Annotated in this window: 18 protein-coding genes; 10 read left to right on the plus strand and 8 right to left on the minus strand. The window is 59.4% G+C overall.

Features of this window, described 5'->3' with window-relative positions; all coding sequences use genetic code 11:
* Positions 1-14: 14 nt before the first annotated feature.
* Positions 15-377 (plus strand): DUF413 domain-containing protein, encoded by a 363-nt coding sequence (locus QLG02_RS18890; protein WP_016350309.1) that lies wholly within the window; start codon positions 15-17, stop codon positions 375-377.
* On the plus strand, positions 377-1,252 hold the full coding sequence (gene hdfR, locus QLG02_RS18895) for an HTH-type transcriptional regulator HdfR (RefSeq protein WP_016350308.1): 876 nt from the start codon (positions 377-379) through the stop codon (positions 1,250-1,252). Before QLG02_RS18890 ends, hdfR begins: the two co-directional genes overlap by 1 nt.
* A 64-nt stretch (positions 1,253-1,316) precedes the next feature.
* Here hdfR and tyrA read toward each other — a convergent pair whose 3' ends face one another.
* The 6 genes from tyrA to glpT all read right to left on the minus strand — a co-directional run bounded on the left by tyrA (position 1,317) and on the right by glpT (position 9,174).
* On the minus strand, positions 1,317-2,456 hold the full coding sequence (tyrA, locus tag QLG02_RS18900; protein WP_282465887.1) for a bifunctional chorismate mutase/prephenate dehydrogenase: 1,140 nt from the start codon (positions 2,454-2,456) through the stop codon (positions 1,317-1,319).
* Between the two features lie 118 nt (positions 2,457-2,574).
* Positions 2,575-3,648, minus strand: coding sequence for a 3-deoxy-7-phosphoheptulonate synthase (locus tag QLG02_RS18905; protein WP_282465888.1), 1,074 nt, complete (start codon positions 3,646-3,648; stop codon positions 2,575-2,577).
* A 319-nt stretch (positions 3,649-3,967) separates the two neighbouring features.
* On the minus strand, positions 3,968-5,047 hold the full coding sequence (gene glpQ, locus QLG02_RS18910) for a glycerophosphodiester phosphodiesterase (protein WP_282465889.1): 1,080 nt from the start codon (positions 5,045-5,047) through the stop codon (positions 3,968-3,970).
* Between the two features lie 102 nt (positions 5,048-5,149).
* Positions 5,150-6,637 carry a glycerol-3-phosphate dehydrogenase gene (gene glpD / locus QLG02_RS18915; RefSeq protein WP_060389015.1) on the minus strand — a complete coding sequence of 496 codons (1,488 nt, stop codon included), beginning with the start codon at positions 6,635-6,637 and terminating at the stop codon, positions 5,150-5,152.
* A 321-nt stretch (positions 6,638-6,958) separates the two neighbouring features.
* Positions 6,959-7,717 carry a DeoR/GlpR family transcriptional regulator gene (locus QLG02_RS18920; RefSeq protein ID WP_011705542.1) on the minus strand — a complete coding sequence of 253 codons (759 nt, stop codon included), beginning with the start codon at positions 7,715-7,717 and terminating at the stop codon, positions 6,959-6,961.
* A 101-nt stretch (positions 7,718-7,818) separates the two neighbouring features.
* Positions 7,819-9,174: a glycerol-3-phosphate transporter gene (glpT, locus tag QLG02_RS18925; RefSeq protein ID WP_011705541.1), complete on the minus strand. Its 1,356-nt coding sequence runs from the start codon at positions 9,172-9,174 to the stop codon at positions 7,819-7,821.
* A gap of 487 nt (positions 9,175-9,661) precedes the next feature.
* Between glpT and QLG02_RS18930 the strand changes: the two genes are divergently transcribed.
* Positions 9,662-10,510, plus strand: a complete 849-nt coding sequence (locus tag QLG02_RS18930) for an MIP/aquaporin family protein (protein ID WP_011705540.1) — start codon at positions 9,662-9,664, stop codon at positions 10,508-10,510.
* A gap of 54 nt (positions 10,511-10,564) precedes the next feature.
* Positions 10,565-12,067 (plus strand): glycerol kinase GlpK, encoded by a 1,503-nt coding sequence (gene glpK / locus QLG02_RS18935; protein ID WP_024943722.1) that lies wholly within the window; start codon positions 10,565-10,567, stop codon positions 12,065-12,067.
* Positions 12,068-12,231: 164 nt separating this feature from the next.
* Here glpK and QLG02_RS18940 read toward each other — a convergent pair whose 3' ends face one another.
* A complete protein-coding gene (locus tag QLG02_RS18940) occupies positions 12,232-13,134 on the minus strand; it encodes a LysR substrate-binding domain-containing protein (RefSeq protein WP_201975162.1) in 903 nt (300 codons plus the stop codon).
* 168 nt (positions 13,135-13,302) lie between these two features.
* Between QLG02_RS18940 and QLG02_RS18945 the strand changes: the two genes are divergently transcribed.
* From QLG02_RS18945 to QLG02_RS18970, 6 genes are all read left to right on the plus strand, one after another.
* Positions 13,303-13,689, plus strand: coding sequence for a DUF6404 family protein (locus QLG02_RS18945; protein ID WP_282465890.1), 387 nt, complete (start codon positions 13,303-13,305; stop codon positions 13,687-13,689).
* A 20-nt stretch (positions 13,690-13,709) separates the two neighbouring features.
* On the plus strand, positions 13,710-14,075 hold the full coding sequence (locus QLG02_RS18950) for a VOC family protein (RefSeq protein ID WP_085735223.1): 366 nt from the start codon (positions 13,710-13,712) through the stop codon (positions 14,073-14,075).
* Between the two features lie 257 nt (positions 14,076-14,332).
* Positions 14,333-15,331 carry a hypothetical protein gene (locus QLG02_RS18955; protein ID WP_269383691.1) on the plus strand — a complete coding sequence of 333 codons (999 nt, stop codon included), beginning with the start codon at positions 14,333-14,335 and terminating at the stop codon, positions 15,329-15,331.
* 163 nt (positions 15,332-15,494) lie between these two features.
* The gene (locus QLG02_RS18960) at positions 15,495-15,791 is read left to right on the plus strand and encodes a putative quinol monooxygenase (RefSeq protein WP_282465891.1); all 297 of its coding nucleotides are present in this window, start codon (positions 15,495-15,497) and stop codon (positions 15,789-15,791) included.
* A gap of 47 nt (positions 15,792-15,838) precedes the next feature.
* A complete protein-coding gene (dkgB, locus tag QLG02_RS18965; RefSeq protein WP_282465892.1) occupies positions 15,839-16,642 on the plus strand; it encodes a 2,5-didehydrogluconate reductase DkgB in 804 nt (267 codons plus the stop codon).
* A gap of 374 nt (positions 16,643-17,016) precedes the next feature.
* Positions 17,017-18,189: an MFS transporter gene (locus QLG02_RS18970; RefSeq protein ID WP_201886442.1), complete on the plus strand. Its 1,173-nt coding sequence runs from the start codon at positions 17,017-17,019 to the stop codon at positions 18,187-18,189.
* Between the two features lie 63 nt (positions 18,190-18,252).
* Here QLG02_RS18970 and cydX read toward each other — a convergent pair whose 3' ends face one another.
* Entirely contained in the window at positions 18,253-18,366 is a 114-nt protein-coding gene (gene cydX, locus QLG02_RS18975) for a cytochrome bd-I oxidase subunit CydX (protein ID WP_005310033.1), read from the minus strand.
* Between the last annotated feature and the right edge of the window lie 5 nt (positions 18,367-18,371).

Raw genomic sequence — 18,371 nt, forward strand, 5'->3', positions numbered from 1 at the left:
AGAAAAAGAGCACTATGAGCTTCGAATCAGACAAGCGTTTCAACGACTTCAAACATTTTCCCCGTGGCCTGCGTCGCAGTGGCGAATTCACTGTGGCCGAAGCGGACAGTCTGGAAAAATACGGTACCGCCATGCTCGCGCTCTATCAGGGCAACCTGGCCCCGCGCGATGACGTAGAAAGCGCCTTTATCGAACAGGTCAAATCCGGCGCCGCCGGCAGCAACCCCCACGCCAAGGTGTGGTTCAAGTATCTGAAGGTGATCGGTCCCAAGCGCGTGCACCGGCTGTGCACCGTCGCCGGCGGTGCCAACGAGGAGACCGGCGGTGGCGGCTTTGAAGGTGGCAGCGGTGGTGGCAGCGACGAGTCCATCGATTAATGGATACCGAACTGCTTCGGACGTTTATCGAGGTCAGCAAGACCCGGCACTTCGGCCGGGCAGCTGAAAATCTCTACCTGACCCAGTCGGCGGTAAGCTTTCGGATCCGCCAGCTCGAACAGCAACTCGGGGTCAGTCTGTTTGCCCGTCATCGCAACAACATCCGCCTGACCGCCTCCGGTGAGCGTCTGCTGCCCTACGCAGACGCCATCTTGCATACCCTGGGTCGCGCCAAGCAGGATGTGGCCCTCTCCCCCGGTTTCAGCCAGCAGCTCGCCATCGGCGCCCCCGCGGTGTTCTGGGAGCTCGACTTCAACGACTGGCTCAACCATGTGTATGCTCTGGCCCCTGGCCTCGCGGTGCGGCTCGAAACCGCCTCCCGCGAGCACCTGTGCCGCCAGCTGCTGGAGCGCTCCCTCGATCTCGCCCTGCTCTCAGAGCCGACCAAGATCGACGAGATTGCCCTGCACCCCATCGGCGAGCTGGTGTTCGAGCTGGTGAGCCGGGATGCCGCCGCCAACGCCGACAGCCTGATGCAGATGCCGCACATTCATCTGGATTGGGGCACCAGCTTTGAGCCACAACCCAGCCGGCTACAGAGCCTGCAAAAGACCCCGGTGCTACACTCGAGCTCCGCCAACATGGCGCTGCAGTTCGTGCTGGCCAACGGTGGCGCCGCCTATCTGCCGCGGCGCATGGTGAGCCCCTTCCTGGAGCAGGGGCGCCTGCACCTGGTGGAAGGCGCTCAGGCCTTGAGCCGCCCGCTCTACCTCGCCTATCTGGAAAAATCCGATCGGCGGGAGCTGATCGATCAGTTGCTGACCCTGCCGCTGGGCTGGGATGGCGCCGATCTGCGCTTGCCGCAGCCAGAATAAAAGACGGCGCTGCGCGCACTGAATGCAAAAGGGGCCGACAGGCCCCTTTTGCATTCAGTTATCGTCAGCCGTGATGGCGACGATCGTTGACCTGCGCCAGCAGGGTGCGGCTTTCGCGCAGGAACTCGTCCGCCCGCTCGCCGAAGAAGCCGGAGACCTGGCTGAAAGCCTCGATGAAGCCCTCTCGGTCCCCCCGCTCCAGCAACCCCAGCGCCTCGCCGAAGTTCTGGTAATAGCGGCGGATCATCGCCAGATTCTGCGGCGACGACAGTATGATGTCGGCGTAGAGGTGGGGGTCCTGGGCGAACAGCCGTCCCACCATGGCCAGCTCCAGCCGGTAGATGGGGGAGCTCAACGCCAGCAGGCGATCGATGTTGGCTTGCTCGCGGGAGAGATGCCAGCCGTAAGCAAAGGTGGCGAAGTGGCGCAGCGCCTGAATGAAGGTCATCGCCTCGTCGTGAGCCTTGGCCTCCACCTGCTGCAAACGCGCCCCCCAGATGGTCATCTGCTCCAGCAGCCACTGGCTGGCGGCGCCGTCGCGCCCCTGACAGCAGACGATCACCTGCTTGGCCAGGCTCGCCACATCCGGTCCGAACATGGGGTGCAGCCCCAGCACCGGCCCCTGGTGTACCGCCAGCATATGGGCAAGCGGTTCACTCTTGACGCTGGTCACATCCACCAGCAGGCAGTCCGCCGGCAGGTTGCCGAGCCGGTCGATCACCTCGCAGGTAACGTCGATGGGCACCGCCACCATCACCAGCCCGGCACCGTGCAGGATCTCGTCGGCGCGCGGCCAGTCGGCCTGACACAGGGTCTCGACCCGGTAGCCCGAGAGGCTGAACAGGTTGCCAAACAGGCGGCCAAGCTGCCCCTCACCACCGATGATCACCACCTTGCCGAGCTCAGGCTTCATGCACTTGAAGTGGTGCTCCTTGTCGCTGGCGGATTCCAGAATATAGGATTCGCGCATCACCCGACGCAGAACATCCTCGATAAGGTCCCCCGGCACCCCCAGGACTTCGGCCTCGGCGCGGCGGCGGGCCAGCATGCTCGCCTCCCGATCCGGTGCATAGATGGGCAGGCCGTGCCGGCTCTTCACTTCCCCCACTTCCCCCACCAGGGCGAGACGGGCAGCCAGCAGATCAATCAGCTGCTTGTCCACCGCATCGATTTTGTCCCTGAGGGCATTCAACTCTTCAGCCATATCCGGTCCCTGCGGCGCCGCCCGCAGCGACGCCCTGTGATTCAAGAGGCAACGAGGTGTCACCGCCTCGGCCGGTGACACCTCGATTGTTCAATCAGTGCTGACAAGATACCACGGCTTATGCCTTGGTTCTGGCCAAAAGTGGTGCCGCCAGCTGGCTGTGGCAGCGGGCCAGCAGCGCATCCGTGGTCTCCCAGTCGATGCAGGCATCGGTGATGGAAACGCCGTAGCGCATATCGCACTTGGGCTGCTCGCTGGACTGGTTGCCTTCGAACAGGTTGGATTCGAGCATCACCCCGATGATGGAGCGGTTGCCCTCCTGGATCTGGTGGATGACGTTGTCCGCCACCTTGGGCTGCAGCCGGTGATCCTTGCTGGAGTTGCCGTGGCTGCAATCCACTACCAGGCCGGGCAGCAGGCCCGCCTTCTCCAGCGCCTCTTCCGCCAGCGACACATTGACCGAGTCGTAGTTCGGATGCTTGCCGCCGCGCAGGATCACGTGACCATCCGGATTGCCCTGGGTCTGCAGCAGCGCGACCTGGCCCTGCTGGTTGATCCCCATGAAGGCGTGGGGGCTGGAGGCCGCCTGCAGCGCATTGATGGCGGTGCCCAGGTTGCCGTCGGTGCCATTCTTGAAGCCGACCGGCATGGAGAGGCCGGAGGCCATCTCCCTGTGGGTCTGGGACTCGGTGGTGCGGGCACCGATGGCAGACCAGGAGAAGAGCTCCGCCAGGTACTGCGGGCTGATGGGGTCGAGCGCTTCGGTCGCCAGCGGCAGCTCCAGCTCGGCCAGCCAGCAGAGCAGCTCGCGGGCGCGGTGCAGCCCCAGCTCCACGTCGAAGGTGCCATCCAGGTTCGGATCGTTGATAAAGCCCTTCCAGCCGACCGTGGTGCGCGGCTTCTCAAAGTAGACCCGCATGACAATGTAGAGAGAGTCCTGATAGGCGTCATGCAGCGCTTTGAGTCTGGTTGCGTACTCTTTGGCGGCGTCCATGTCGTGGATGGAGCAGGGACCACAGATCACCAGCAAGCGGTGATCGCGACGGTGGATGATGTCGGCGATGGTATTGCGGGCCCCTTGCACGAATGCCAGCGCGCGATCGGAGATGGGCAGTTTCTCCTTGAGCTGGGCAGGCGTAATCATCACTTGTTCGGACTGGATATGGATGTTGTTCAGGGGATCTCTTTGCATTTTCTCATTCTCTCTACTGTTTCAAGCCAACTGCGCCGACCGTTCATTTATATTTACACAAGTCAGCACTTTGTTACGCAACCGCCCTCACCTTACCAATTAAAAACAAACAATCAAGTGAAACCAGTGGATTTATTCGCTAACAGATGGATAAATGACCACAAAAGGGACCCTTTCGGCCAGAAAGTAGTGCTCTATGCATACTCCACACACTAAAATCGTAAACCTTTAGTTACACTTCTTCTGTCTTCCCTTGCCAACCGACACAAAAAAGCGGGGCACCTGGCCCCGCTTGCATTCCCGTGTTGCTCTTCTTTTATTATTTGCCGTGAGCCTTGATCACCTCGACCGCCTTGTCGGGGAAGTCGCTGAATACCCCGTCCACATCGGCCTGATAGAGGAAGATGTTGAGCAGGTCGGTGAAGTCTTTCGCATAGGTCGGGATCTGGCCCTCATCCTGACGGAAGGTATAAGGATGCACTTTGAGGCCGGCCGCGTGGGCCTCTTTCACCATGCCGGTGAAGGTCGGTTTGCCCAAGGTGCCCGGCTCCGGCACTATCATCGGCTTCCAGGGGCCGATCCCCTCGGCATAGCCGGCGATCTCCTTCATGGCACCCGGCTTGAACATCCAGTCATAGCTGTAGGGGGTCGCCTTGCCCTTGGCGTCATAGACCATGGTCTCGTTCCAGTCGGTCTCGGCCATCAGCTGCACCAACTTCAAGTCCATGCCCATGGCAGGCATCAGCTCGCTGTTGATGCGCTTGAGCTCGTTGGTATCGAAACACTGCAGATAGACCTTGTCGCTCTTGCTGGTGTAGCCGTACTCCTTCAGTACCTTGAGCACCGCCTTGGAGATGTCCTTGCCCTCGTGGCGGAACAGCCAGGGGGCTTTTATCTCCGGATAGATACCGATGTTCTTGCCGGTGCTCTTGTTGAGCCCCTGGATCATCTCGATCTCTTCCTGGAAGGTGTGGATCTTGAAGCTCGACTTCCACAGCGGGAAGCGCGCCGGATAGACCGGCACCTGCTTGCCGTCCACCAGCTGGAACGGCTCTGTCATGCGCAGGGAGCGCACCTCGTCCAGGGTGAAATCCACCACATAGTAGCGACCATCCGGGCGGGCCCGGCCGGGGAAGCGCTCGGCCACATCGGTGATGCCATCGAGGAAGTGATCGTGCATCACCACCAGCTGGTCATCCTTGGTCATCACCAGATCCTGCTCCAGATAGTCGGCCCCCATGCCATAGGCCAATGCCTTGGACTCCAGGGTGTGCTCGGGCAGGTAGCCGGAGGCCCCCCGGTGAGCGATCACTATCTTGCCTTCATCGGCCGCCAGTGCGGGCAATGCCAGGGCGGCCCCCAGACCAAGGGCAAGCAGGGAGAGAGTGTGTTTTTTCATGCGCGGTGCTCTTTGTTATTGTTTATGGGATGTAGGTTATTGTTATAACAGAGGTTTATTGCATTTTTACGGCGGGCGGCCAGGGCCGCCCACCGGGGGTGATCAGCAGGCTTCGGGCAGGGCGTGGTGGTGTTCGCTGAGCCAGGCAGCCAGTTGCTGCTGCTCGGCTTCGGACAGACGCAGCCCCAGCTTGCTGCGGCGCCACAGAATGTCTTCCAGGCTGCAGGCCCACTCCCGCTCGATAAGGTAGCGCACTTCAGATTCGTACAGTCCGGCACCAAAGTGCTGACCACGATCCTGATGCAGCCAGAGACGGGCATGGGCGCCATAGGCCTCGGCGATGCGCAGGGCACTGCGATCATCGAGCCAGTCAAATTCCAGCGCAAAGGCGCGCGCCAGCTCGCGCACCGAGCAGTCGAACTCGCCACCGGGCAGCCGGCTGTTGGCGGTCCAGTCATCCCCCATCTGGCTGAACCAGGGCTTGAGCTTGTTGCAGGCAGCCTGGGCCAGCTTGCGATAGGTGGTGAGCTTGCCGCCGAACACCGACAAGAGCGGCGCACCGTCGGATTCGCCGGACAGTTCGAGGGTGTAGTCGCGGGTCACCGCCTGCGGCGAGTCGGACTCGTCATCGCACAGCGGGCGCACCCCGGCATAGGTCCAGATCACGTCTTTGGGGGCGATCTGACGGGTGAAGTGGGCGTTGACCACCTTGCACAGGTAGTTGATCTCGGCGTCGCTGATCTTCGCTTCGCGCGGGCTGCCCTTGTGCTCCACGTCCGTGGTGCCGATGAGGGAGTAGTCCTGCTGATAAGGGATGACGAAGACGATGCGGTTGTCCTCGTTTTGCAGGATATAGGCCTCTTCGCGCTCATGGATGCGCGGCACTATCATGTGGCTGCCCTTGATGAGGCGAATGCCGCGCGGGGATTTCTCGTGCAGGCTCTCGTCATAGAAGGTCTTGACCCAGGGGCCGGCCGCATTGACCAGACCGCGGCAGGTGACGTTGAACTGCTCGCCCCCTTCCCGCTCCAGGGTCAGGGTCCAGTGTTTGGAGCCGCGCACCGCCTTGACGCAGCGGGTGCGGGTCTGCACGTCGGCGCCCTTGTCGCGCGCCATCATGGCATTGAGCACCACCAAGCGGGCGTCGTCGACCCAGGCGTCCGAATACTCGAACCCCTTGCTGATGCCGGCGGTGAGGCCGTCCTGCGGCAGGAAGCGCACGCCGCAGCTGCCCTTGAGCTTGTCGCGCTTGGCCAGGTTGTCATAGAGGAACAGGCCGGCGCGGATCATCCAGGCCGGGCGCAGGTGCGGGCGATGGGGCAGCCGAAAACGCATGGGGCGGGCGATGTGGGGGGCCATGCCGAGCAGCACCTCCCGCTCCGCCAGCGCCTCTTTCACCAGCCGGAATTCGTAGTGTTCGAGGTAGCGCAGGCCGCCGTGGATCAGCTTGCTGGAGTTGGAAGAGGTGGCAGAGGCGAGATCGCGCGCCTCGAACAGGGCAACCTTCAGACCCCGCCCCGCTGCATCAGCCGCAATGCCTACCCCGTTGATGCCGCCGCCGACGACGACCAGATCATAATGTTCGCTCATGTTCACCTACTTTCTTATTTTGACCTTGCGAAACCGTCGCAATGTTTGATTTCGCTCATATTAGAGCATGAAAAAATGATAAACGAACATTTTATGGAGAAAATGTGATCGCGATTGTTTTGGCAATGCTAAAAATGCTGCCGGTCGGTGATAAAGCGACGCAGCCTGGGGAAAACGGGGGCAAGGCTGTGAGCGAGATCGCGCTTTTTGGGACATCAGCACGGCATTGGCGGTGGAATGAGGGCGAGCAGAAGTGTGGGGAGGCTGAAAACGAAGCGGCCGCCCGATGGCGGCCTGGTGCTGGAACGGGTTAACGGCGACTCAGCAGATGTGGCACTCGATCTGATGCTGGGACATCAGCCGCATCAGCTTCTCCGGCGGCTCCTGATCGGTGAACAGGGCGTGGATCTGGCTGAGGTTGCCGAGGTTGACCATGGCGTTGCGACCAAACTTGGTGTGGTCGGCGGCCAGGAACACCTGGCGGGAGTGGGCGATGATGGCCTGGGCAATCTTCACCTCGTGGTAGTCGAAGTCGAGCAATGAGCCGTCGCTGTCGATGCCCGAGATGCCGATGACGCCGTAGTCCATGCGAAACTGGCCGATGAAGTCGCGGGTCGCCTCCCCCACGATGCCGCCGTCCCGGTTGCGAATTTCGCCGCCGGCGATGATGACGGTGAAGTCATCCTTGGCGGTGAGGATGCTGGCCACGTTGAGGTTGTTGGTGACGATGCGCAGCTCGCGGTGATCGAGCAGGGCGCGGGCGATGGCTTCGGTGGTGGTGCCGATGTCGATAAAGAGCGATGAGCCGTCGGGAATATTGGCGGCCACTTCACGGGCGATACGCTCTTTCTCCTTGAGCTGCATCACCTTGCGGGCGCTGTAGGCGGTGTTGACGGTACTCGAATGCAGGGAGGCCCCGCCATGGTGGCGCCGGATCTTGTTCTGCTCGGCGAGATCGTTGAGATCCCGGCGAATGGTCTGGGGGCTGACGTCAAAGTGGGTCACCAGATCCTCGGTCGAGACAAAGCCCTGCCGCGTCAGGACGTCCAGGATCTCCAGATGTCGTTGGGTTTGCTTCACGCTTGAACTCCGATGATGAGACGAAAAAAGGCCCCGGCAGATGCGGGGCCTTGGGGAGTTTACCTGATCCCTTTTCCAATCGATAAGGGCAGGATCACGTTTTATGCCTTATGGGCAGCCGCTTTGGCGGCAATCGACTGGTTCTCGTGCTTGAGGGTCATCGCCAGCAGGATGATGGAGAGCACGCAGGAAGCGGTCAGCACCATGAAGCCGCCATCCCAGCCGAAGTGGTCGACGGTGTAGCCCAGCATGGCGTTGGCCGCGACCGCACCGCCCAGATAACCGAACAGACCGGTGAAGCCTGCCGCAGTACCGGCGGCCTTCTTCGGCGCCAGCTCCAGGGCATAGAGGCCGATCAGCATGACGGGGCCGTAGATGAGGAAGCCGATGGCCACCAGCGCCATCATGTCAACGGTCGGGTTGCCGGCCGGGTTGAACCAGTAGACCAGCACGGCCACGGTCACCAGCACCATGAACAGGATACCGGCCGGTGCACGGCGGCCTTGGAACATCTTGTCAGAGATCCAGCCGCACAGCAGGGTGCCCGGAATACCTGCCCACTCGTACAGGAAGTACGCCCAGGAGGAGTTGTCGACGCTGAAATCCTTGGCCTCTTTCAGGTAGGTCGGCGCCCAGTCCAGTACACCGTAACGGATGAGGTAAACGAAGGCGTTGGCAATGGCGATGTACCACAGCAGTTTGTTGTGCAGCACGTACTTGACGAAGATCTCCTTGGCGGAAAACTCCTGCTCGTGGCTTTCGTTGTAGTCCTTCGGATAGTCGTTCTTGTGCTCCTCGATGGGAGGCAGACCGACCGATTGCGGGGTATCGCGCATCACGAAGAAGGCGATCACCGCAATGGCGGCAGCGGCAGCAGCCGGCACATAGAAGGCACTGCGCCAGTCGTTGAACCAGCCCATCCCCAGAATGAACAGCGGACCTATCATGCCGCCACCCACGTTGTGGGCCACGTTCCAGACCGCGACCACTTCGCCGCGCTCCTTCTGTGACCACCAGTGCACCATGGTGCGACCGCAGGGCGGCCAGCCCATGCCCTGTGCCCAGCCGTTCAGGAACAACAGCACGAACATGATGGCGATGCTGGAGGTGGCCCAGTGCATGGTCCCCATCATGAACATGATGCCGGCCGACAGCAGCAGACCGGCGGAGAGGAAGTAGCGGGCGTTGGAGCGGTCCGACACGTTCCCCATCAGGAACTTGGAGAGACCGTAGGCAATGGAGACGCCGGACAGCGCCAGACCCAGATCACCGCGGGAGAAGCCCTGTTCGATCAGATAGGGCATCGCCAGACTGAAGTTTTTCCGTACCAGGTAGTAACCGGCATAACCGAAGAAGATCCCGAAAAACACCTGCCAACGCATGCGTTTGTAGAAGGGGTCGACCTTGTCGGCCGGGAGCCTGTCTATGTGTGGTGCAGGCCTGAAGAGACTAAGCATGTTCTGCTTCCTTATTGTTGTTGTGGGCGGTTGAGGGTGCCCTGTCCATGCTGACCAATCAGATGAGTCCTGATTCGAAAGCGAGCCTATTGTGCTCATATGTGAACATTTAATCTGTGATGGAGGCTTAAATATTGCAGTTTTATTACAAAAGAAAGTGCCAAATGAGCAATCACTCATCAGCCGCAATCCCTTGTGTAGCAAGGCTTTTGGCTACCCACTAAGTGGTATAACCACTGTATCAACTTGCTTTCCGTCACATTTTCTTAGCAATGAGTGGGATCTTGTCCACATTTCCTGCGGGGAGGGAGTGGTGAATGGGCGATTTAGGTTTATTTTCTCTCTCGTCCGAGAACGAGCGCAAACGAGCATAACGTTTGCGTCAGCTCAAAAAACAAGAAGAAACGTTTTCGGACGCAATAATGGGAATGAAAAACAACAAAACGGAACATCAAACCTACTCTGGGTGGATATAAGGAATAACGGTATGAGCATACAAAGACCCAATACCCTGCTTGGCGAGTGCATTGCCGAGTTTATCGGAACCGGCCTGCTGATCTTCTTCGGCGTTGGCTGCGTGGCCGCACTGGTGCTGGCCGGAGCCAACTTCGGGCAATGGGAAATTTCCATTACCTGGGGTCTGGGCGTCGCCATCGCCATCTATGTCACCGGCGGTATCTCCGGTGCCCACCTCAACCCGGCCGTGACCCTGGCGCTGATGACCTTTTGCGGGTTCGACAAGCGCAAAGTGGTGCCCTACATCATCGCCCAGGTTGCCGGCGCCTTCTGCTTCGCGGCGCTGGTCTACTTCCTCTATGGTAACCTTTTCACCCAGTGGGAAGTGACCCACAACGTGGTGCGCGGCAGCGTCGAGAGCCTCGGCAGCGCAGGCATCTTCTCTACCTACCCCAATGCCCTGCTCTCCAACATGCAGGCCTTCGCAGTCGAGATGGTGATCACCGCCGTGCTGATGCTGGGCATCATGGCACTGGGTGACAACAACAACGGTGCCCCCAAAGGCTTCGCCGCCGCCCTGTTGATCGGTATCCTGATCGCGGTGATCGGCGCCTCCCTTGGCCCGTTAACCGGTTTCGCCATGAACCCGGCCCGTGATTTCGGCCCCAAACTGTTCGCCTTCCTGGCCGGCTGGGGTGACGTGGCCATGACCGGTGGTCGTGACAACCCCTACTTCTGGGTTCCCATCCTCGGCCCCATCGTCGGTGCCCAGATCGGTACTGCCCTCTATGTAAAAGTGTTGGCTCCCTGTGTACCGGGCAACCGCGTCGCCACCGAAGAAGCCGCCAAGCTGTCTAACAAAGAAGAGGCCGCCGCCTAAGAGCGGCCCTCCCCAACGTGTAAAAACGTGGAAAATAAAAACGTGGAGAACATCATGTCTGCTGAAAAGAAATATGTCGTCGCTCTGGACCAGGGTACTACCTCTTCCCGTGCCATCGTGTTTGACCAGGACGCCAACATAGTCGGTACCTCCCAGCGCGAATTCACCCAGCACTACCCGAAAGCGGGCTGGGTGGAGCACGACCCGATGGAGATCTGGGCGACCCAATCCTCCGTCTTCACCGAAGTGCTGGCCAAGACTGGCCTGCGCAGCGAAGAGATCGCCGCCATCGGCATCACCAACCAGCGTGAAACCACAGTGGTATGGGAAAAGGCCACCGGCAAACCCATCTACAACGCCATCGTCTGGCAGTGCCGCCGCACTGCGGCCATCTGTGAAGAGCTGAAAGCGCGCGGCCTGGAAGAGTACGTGCGTGAAAACACCGGTCTGGTGCTAGACGCCTACTTCTCCGGCACCAAGGTGAAGTGGATCCTCGACAACGTGGAAGGGGCCCGCGAGAAGGCGATGAACGGCGAGCTGCTGTTCGGCACCATCGATACCTGGCTGGTGTGGAAGATGACCAACGGCGAAGTGCACGTCACCGACCCGACCAACGCCTCCCGTACCATGCTCTACAACATCCGCGACCTGAAGTGGGATCAGCGTATGCTGGACGAGCTGGGCATCCCCATGTCCATGCTGCCGGAAGTGAAGCCCTCTTCCGAAGTGTACGGCTACACCACCCGTGGCGGCGGCTCCCGCATCCCCATCGCCGGTATCGCCGGTGACCAGCAGTCTGCCCTGTTCGGCCAGCTCTGCTTCGAAAAAGGGATGGCCAAGAACACCTATGGCACCGGCTGCTTCATGCTGATGAACACCGGCACCGAGCCGGTTCGCTCCAGCAACGGCCTGCTGACCACGGTCGCCATCGGCCCGAAAGGGGAAGTGAACTACGCGCTGGAAGGTGCGGTGTTTATGGGCGGCGCCACCATCCAGTGGCTGCGTGACGAGCTGAAGATCATTCACGATGCCCGCGACACCGACTACTTCGCCTCCAAGGTTGGCGACACCAACGGCGTCTACCTGGTACCGGCCTTCGTCGGTCTGGGCGCCCCCTACTGGGATCCGTATGCTCGCGGCACCATGGTCGGCCTGACCCGCGGCGCCAACCGCAACCACATCATCCGTGCCGCGCTGGAATCCATCGCCTATCAGAGCCGCGATGTGCTGGATGCGATGCAGCAGGACTCCGGCATCAAGCTGGCGGCCCTCAAGGTGGACGGTGGCGCGGTAGCCAACGACTTCCTGATGCAGTTCCAGGCTGACATGATGCACACCCCGGTGGTGCGTCCGACCCGTATCGAGACCACCGCCATGGGTGCCGCCTTCCTGGCCGGCCTTGCCGTCGGCTTCTGGAAGAGCTCGGAAGAGCTGGAAGACAAGTTCAGCGTGGACCGCGAGTTCATCCCGCAGATGGACCGCGACGATCGCGCCAAGCGCTACAACGGCTGGAAGAAGGCGGTGGAACGTTCACGCCGCTGGGCAGAAGAGGAGTGATCGGGCAACCGACAGCTCTGAGCTGAAAAACGTGAGAGGCCAACAGCGATGTCGGCCTCTCTTTTTTAGCGCCGCCCCGATGATGACGCCCCCTATCTTCCCTCGGCAGGCACCCCAAGCACGGCGGGCCCTTTCTGCCGGGCAGCCCGGTCAGAGCACGGGCGCTAGAGCATCTCGCTGCCGAGCTGCTCCTTGAGGAAATCGAGCCAGACCCGCAGCCGGATGTCGCGCTGGGCATCGGAGTAGAACACCGCATTGATGGGGCGCGAGGCACCGCTGTTGCTGCGGGCCAGCACCTCCACCAGGGCCCCGCTCATCCGATCCTGCCCGGTCATGAAATCCGACAGGCAGACGATCCCCTGCCCCCGCAGCGCCAGCTGGCGCAGGGTTTCACCGCTGCTGGCGCGCAGGGTCGGGGTGATGGGAAAGCGGTCCCCCTGCTCCTGGCTCAGCAGCGGCCAGTGGTTGAGGTGATCGGGATGCAAAAAACCGAGTAGCTCGTGCCCGCTCAGTAGATCCGCCGGCTGGCGCGGGGTGCCATGCTCGCGCAAATAGTCGGGGGACGCCAGCAGCCGCAGCCGCGAGCGGCCCAGCGGCAGCGCCCGCAGGGAGGAGTCGGTCAGCTCGCCGATGCGAATGGCCATGTCCACCCGCCGCTCCATCAGGTTGATAAAGCCCTCGGAGCTGTGCAGTTGCAGCTCGATGGCGGGGTAGCGGCGGCGAAACTCGCCGATGATGGGCACCAGCCGGTGCAGGATGAAGGGGGTGGCGGCATCGACCCGCAATACCCCCTCCGGCTGCTCGCGGCGCATCAGCAGCAGCCCCTCCGCCTCGCTCATCTCGGTCAGGATCTTCACCGCCCGCTGATAGAACCAGCTCCCCTCCTCGGTCAGGCTGACCCGCCTCGTGGTGCGGTTGAGCAGCACGGTCGAGAGCTTCTCTTCCAGCCGCTTGATGCCGCGACTTACCACCGAATTGTCCATGCCGAGGTTCTCCGCCGCCTGGCGAAAACTGCCCGCCTCCACCACCGCCACAAACAGGGTCAGTTCATCAGAATGGGTCTTCATTGCTGCAATCCAGACAAGAGTAATGGGCCTTTATAGGCGTATTATCCTTGGGTTGGCAAGTGAGGCATCGCTTCGTATCGTGACATACCGCCTGTTTTATCTCCGTCCTTGTCAGTACAATGCCGTCAACTGGCATCGTATGGCGCCACGCTATGACAAGGACGACCTATGATATTCGACAACAGACTGGCCGCCGCCCATCAGGAGCTGGCAGAGAAGGGCGTGCAGACGCTCAACTACAACCCGCCGATCACCTGGCTGCTGCGAAAGGCTGGGTTCACCATCAGACCGCCCCACTACGAACGCTTTCTGGTCAATGTCCTTGCTCTGGGGATCCCCACTGGCGCTATCTGGGGGATGTTGATGTGGTTCTTCGGCTGGCAACATGAGGTAACGCCAGCATTCGCCCTGCGCCAGAGCCTGCTGTTTGGCATAGGGTTCGGTCTGCTGATGGCGACCTGGCTCTGGTTTCGGCGCAAACAGCTCAAACTGACTCCTTGGGACGCTTTGCCCCACTCCACGATCCGCACACAAAAACGCTGGCAACCGAAATAATCACCGACAAGGAGATCCTCATGACCAAGGCCCATGAAAAACTGAACTATGTGGAGTTTGCGGCCAGGGACCTTGCCGCCACCAAGGCCTTCTTTCAGGCCGCTTTCGGCTGGCAATTTGCCGATTATGGCCCCGATTATTGCGCCTTCGAGGGAGAAGGGCTGGATGGCGGCTTCTATCGCGCCGATCTCTGCAGCCAGAGCGCGCAAGGCGGCGCCCTGCTGGTGTTCTACAGCGCCGATATTGAAGCGACCCAGAGCAAGGTAGCCGGCGCCGGGGGCACCATAGTTCGCCCCCTGTTTGATTTTCCCGGTGGCCGCCGCTTTCACTTCGTCGAGCCCAGCGGCAATGAGTTTGCGGTCTGGTCCGAGCCGGCCAGCGCCTGATAACCACAGGCCGGAAAACTAACCACACAAAAGGAAGCCCAATAAGTACATAATTTATATCTCGTTGCAAATTTAATACTGGGCATAGAGAGAAGAACAGACAAAAAAATAAAATATCATATTTCTTTTTCGCCAAGCCTTGAAACTGAAAGTGGAATAACTGTGTAGGCAAAGAAAATAATTTATGATATCAGCATGCTAGATGCATGGTAATATTATGTTAACTCATTAACATTTAACTAAGCAGGAGAGATACTGTGGGTTGGAAGGGGACGTTACGCTCAATAAATGCCGCAGCAAAAAGAGCTGATAGACATGCTAAACGTAGGCAAAAAGAACTATTGAAAAGTCAAATAGCCTACGAAAAGATGCAGGAATTAGAAAAAGCCGCATACGAAGTAGATGTATTTGAAAACTACATCGATGTCATTCAATCAATACATAAGGATTGTGGCGATAGTGTAGACTGGTTAAAGATATCAACATCCCAAGAACCAGCAAAGCCGCTTATTACACGTGATAATGAACACCAAGCTATCGCAAGGCTAAATAGTTTCTCACCAAGTTTTATAGATAAACTATTCGGAAAGGTAACATCTAAAAGACAAAAATTAGAAAAAGAAGTTTCTATAGCAAAAGTTAAAGATACGCAAATAAATAGCACTAACCTTTCTCAATGGAACATTGATGTAGAGGAATGGAAAGAAAGAGTCTCTCTTGCAAGAAGATTATTAAATGGCGATGTAAGTGCGAAAACAGATATTATCAAAGATCTTAATCCATTTTCAGAAATAGACCATCTTGGCTCCGGAGTGAACTTTACCATTCAAGATAATGGATTGTTGATAGTCACTATAAATGTCCATAGCGCCAATATTATCCCTAAAGAACAAAAGACTCTTTTGAAAAGCGGAAAGCTCTCTATAAAATCCATGCCGGTCAGTCGATTTAATGAGATTTATCAGGATTATGTTTGCAGTGTCGTATTGAGAGTGGCGAATGAGATATTTTCTATATTGCCTGATGACAAATTAATAATCAACGCAGAGGATTACTTATTAAATAAAAGTACTGGTCACTTGGAACCACAGTCTCTTCTTTCTGTTTACATTACGCGTGATGGAGTCTCAAGATTGAACATGGAGTATATCGACCCATCTGATGCCATGAATAACTTCATTCACAACGTAAACTTCAAAAAAACAAAAGGATTTGAGCCGGTTAATGAAGTAAAAGTACCAGAAATGAACGCGTGAATATAACTTAATAAGCAAGGCATTATGTTATGATGCCTTGTTGCTTTTATTTTTATGATAGAAGACATTGCTGCTCACCTCTCAATTCACTATTGCAATAGTGACTCTTTTTCCCTGCCAGCCTCACATTCATACTGAATCTCCATTAAGCAAGGAGGTTCAGATGTCATCCCCCGTGATTGTGATTGCCCAGCTTGAGGCCAAACCCGAATTCGCCGCCCAGTTTCGCGCCGCCCTAGATCCCTTGATCGCGGCCACCTTGCAGGAGGCTGGCTGCCTGCGCTACCAGCTGCATCAGGATCTGGACAATCCCCACAGCTGGATGCTCTACGAGGTATGGGAGAGCGAGGCCGCCCTCCACGCCCATCAGGGCCAGCCCCACTTTACCGACTTTGTCGCCAAGGCCGAGCCCTGGTTTGCCGGCAGCACCATTCGCCGCTATCAGCCGCTGGACGCCTGATTTTCCGCGCCGCTGAGCGCCCTTTTGCCACCTATTTGAGGAATAACATGATGAAGATGCCCAACCTGGGTCTTGGTACCTTTCGCCTGACCGGCCAACCCCTGCGTGACTCCCTGCTGCAAGGGCTCGAGCTTGGCTACCGCCATATCGATACCGCCCAGATCTACGCCAACGAGGCCGAAGTGGGCCAGCTGATGAGCGAGAGCGGCGTGTCCCGCCAGGATATCTATCTGACCACCAAGGTGTGGACCAGCGAGTTCGGCCCAGGCAAGCTGATCCCGAGCCTGGAGGTGAGCCTGGAAAAACTGGGCACCAACTATCTGGATCTGACGCTGATCCACTGGCCCTCCCCCAAGGATGAGGTGCCGATGGCGGTCTATCTGGAGCAGCTGGCCGAGGCCAAGGCTCGGGGCCTGACCCGCGAGATCGGGGTCTCCAACTTCACCGTGGCCCAGCTTAAAGAAGCCATCGATATTCTGGGGCCGGGCGTCATCGCCCATCAGCAGGTGGAGATCCACCCGCTGCTGCAAAACCGCAAGGTGGTGGCGTTCTGCCAGGCCCATGGCATCGCCATCACCGCCTATATGCCGCTCGCCTATGGCAAGGTGCTCACCGAGCCGCTGCTGATGGAGATCGGCAAGCGCCACGGGGTCTCGGCGGCCCAGGTGTCGCTGGCCTGGCTGCTGGCTCAGGGCATGACGGTGATCCCGAGCTCCACCAAGCGGGTGAATCTGGCCGCCAACCTTGCCGCGCTGAAGGTCACGCTCACTGCCGACGAGATGGCCGCCATCGCTACCCTGGAGCGGGGGGAGCGCTGCGCCAACCCGGACTTTGCACCGGATTGGGACTGATAAGCAGGTTCAACCGGATTGTTCCCTCTCCCCATGGGAGAGGGCTAGGGTGAGGGTATAGCAGGCTACCCCAGGCTAGTTTTGCTGCATATACAGATTGCCCCTCATCCCCGCCCCTTCTCCCGCCAGGGGAGAAGGGAGGCAATAACGATCCGGGATATTTATCCAACCCCTAGCGGGAGGCACTGTGCCTCCCGCTTTTTTTGGTTTTGTGCGCCACTCACACAATTCCCCGCCCGATAAGACCCGAGCCATCGCGATGATTGCTGCTGATTTGGCAAAAGTAATTTGATGTTGCCGTCATTTTTACCAACAAACGCTCTCGGCATACTGGCGCCATTCTCCCGTCGGGAGTCCCTATTCAAGGAGTTGTTATGCCACTGGCGTTATTTGCCCTCACCCTGAGTGCCTTTGCGATCGGCACCACCGAATTCGTGATCGTGGGGCTTATCCCCACCATCGCCGAACAGCTGAATGTCTCGCTCCCCTCCGCAGGCCTCCTGGTCAGCCTCTATGCCCTTGGCGTGGCCATCGGCGCACCGATCTTAACCGCGCTCACCGGCAAGGTGCCGCGCAAGTGGCTGCTGGTGGGGCTGATGGCGCTCTTCACCGCCGGCAACCTGCTGGCCTGGCAGGCCCCGGGTTACGAGAGTCTGATTGTGGCCCGCATCCTGACCGGGCTGGCCCACGGGGTCTTCTTCTCGGTGGGCAGCACCATCGCCACCGGCTTGGTGGCCAGGGAGAAAGCGGCCAGCGCCATCGCCATCATGTTCAGCGGCCTCACCATCGCGCTGGTGACCGGCGTACCGCTCGGCACCTGGATTGGTCAGGTCTTCGGTTGGCGCGAAACCTTTCTGGTGGTAAGCCTGCTGGGGCTGGTCGCCATGGTGGGCAGCCTGCTGCTGATCCCGAGCAACCTGCCCAAGGGGGCGGCCTCGACCCTTCGCGAGCAGCTCTCGGTGCTCACCAAAAAGCCGCTGCTGCTGGTCTACGCCAAGACCGCGCTCGGTTACGGCGGCGCCTTCACGGCGTTCACCTTCCTCGCCCCCATCCTGCAGCAGGTGAGCGGCTTTAGCGCCGGCGCGGTGAGCCTGATTCTGCTGGTGTACGGGGTATCGGTCGCCGTCGGCAATATCTGGGGTGGCAAGCTGGCCGACAAGATGGGCCCGCTGCCTGCGCTGAAGCTGCTGTTTGCCGGTCTCGCATTGGTGCTGCTGGTGCTCACCTTCACCGCGCCGCACCCGGTGCTGGCGGTGCTCACCGTGCTGGTGTGGGGCGCCTTTGCCTTTGGCAACGTGCCGGGTCTGCAGGTGCTGGTGGTGAAGCAGGCCGAGCAGCACACCCCCAGGGCGGTGGACGTGGCATCGGGCCTCAATATTGCCGCCTTCAACGTCGGCATTGCGCTGGGCTCCGTCGTCGGCGGCCTGGTGGTGGAACACCTGGGGTTGATGCACACCCCCTGGATAGGCGCGCTGATCGTGCTGCTGGCCTACGGCCTCACCCATGTCAGCGAGCGGCAGGCCGCCCGGGTTGCCCTCCCCGCCTAAACGAGCCTTCCGACCAGATGCAAAAAGGCCGACACCTGTGTCGGCCTTGTTCATGGCTGCGTCTCAAGACTCCTTGAGATCCTCATCGGCGGCCCAGCGGGCCTCCAGCCAGAGCAGGTTGACCAGCCCGCACAACAGGGCGAAGCCCAGTCCCAGAATCCAGGTGAAATACCACATATCGC

The sequence above is a fragment of the Aeromonas sp. V90_14 genome, assembly GCF_029967615.1.
In the GTDB taxonomy this organism is placed as follows: domain Bacteria; phylum Pseudomonadota; class Gammaproteobacteria; order Enterobacterales; family Aeromonadaceae; genus Aeromonas; species Aeromonas hydrophila.

Bases quoted from the DNA above. Each gene is read 5' to 3' on its own strand.
- QLG02_RS18890 (WP_016350309.1), top strand. From the start codon at position 15: ATGAGCTTCGAATCAGACAAGCGTTTCAACGACTTCAAACATTTTCCC.
- QLG02_RS18945 (WP_282465890.1), top strand. From the start codon at position 13,303: ATGATATTCGACAACAGACTGGCCGCCGCCCATCAGGAGCTGGCAGAG.
- glpD (WP_060389015.1), bottom strand. From the start codon at position 6,637: ATGAGCGAACATTATGATCTGGTCGTCGTCGGCGGCGGCATCAACGGG.
- QLG02_RS18930 (WP_011705540.1), top strand. From the start codon at position 9,662: ATGAGCATACAAAGACCCAATACCCTGCTTGGCGAGTGCATTGCCGAG.
- cydX (WP_005310033.1), bottom strand. From the start codon at position 18,366: ATGTGGTATTTCACCTGGATTCTGGGACTGGGCTTCGCCCTGTTGTGC.
- QLG02_RS18960 (WP_282465891.1), top strand. From the start codon at position 15,495: ATGTCATCCCCCGTGATTGTGATTGCCCAGCTTGAGGCCAAACCCGAA.
- glpQ (WP_282465889.1), bottom strand. From the start codon at position 5,047: ATGAAAAAACACACTCTCTCCCTGCTTGCCCTTGGTCTGGGGGCCGCC.
- QLG02_RS18905 (WP_282465888.1), bottom strand. From the start codon at position 3,648: ATGCAAAGAGATCCCCTGAACAACATCCATATCCAGTCCGAACAAGTG.
- glpT (WP_011705541.1), bottom strand. From the start codon at position 9,174: ATGCTTAGTCTCTTCAGGCCTGCACCACACATAGACAGGCTCCCGGCC.
- QLG02_RS18970 (WP_201886442.1), top strand. From the start codon at position 17,017: ATGCCACTGGCGTTATTTGCCCTCACCCTGAGTGCCTTTGCGATCGGC.
- QLG02_RS18940 (WP_201975162.1), bottom strand. From the start codon at position 13,134: ATGAAGACCCATTCTGATGAACTGACCCTGTTTGTGGCGGTGGTGGAG.
- QLG02_RS18950 (WP_085735223.1), top strand. From the start codon at position 13,710: ATGACCAAGGCCCATGAAAAACTGAACTATGTGGAGTTTGCGGCCAGG.
- hdfR (WP_016350308.1), top strand. From the start codon at position 377: ATGGATACCGAACTGCTTCGGACGTTTATCGAGGTCAGCAAGACCCGG.
- glpK (WP_024943722.1), top strand. From the start codon at position 10,565: ATGTCTGCTGAAAAGAAATATGTCGTCGCTCTGGACCAGGGTACTACC.
- tyrA (WP_282465887.1), bottom strand. From the start codon at position 2,456: ATGGCTGAAGAGTTGAATGCCCTCAGGGACAAAATCGATGCGGTGGAC.
- dkgB (WP_282465892.1), top strand. From the start codon at position 15,839: ATGATGAAGATGCCCAACCTGGGTCTTGGTACCTTTCGCCTGACCGGC.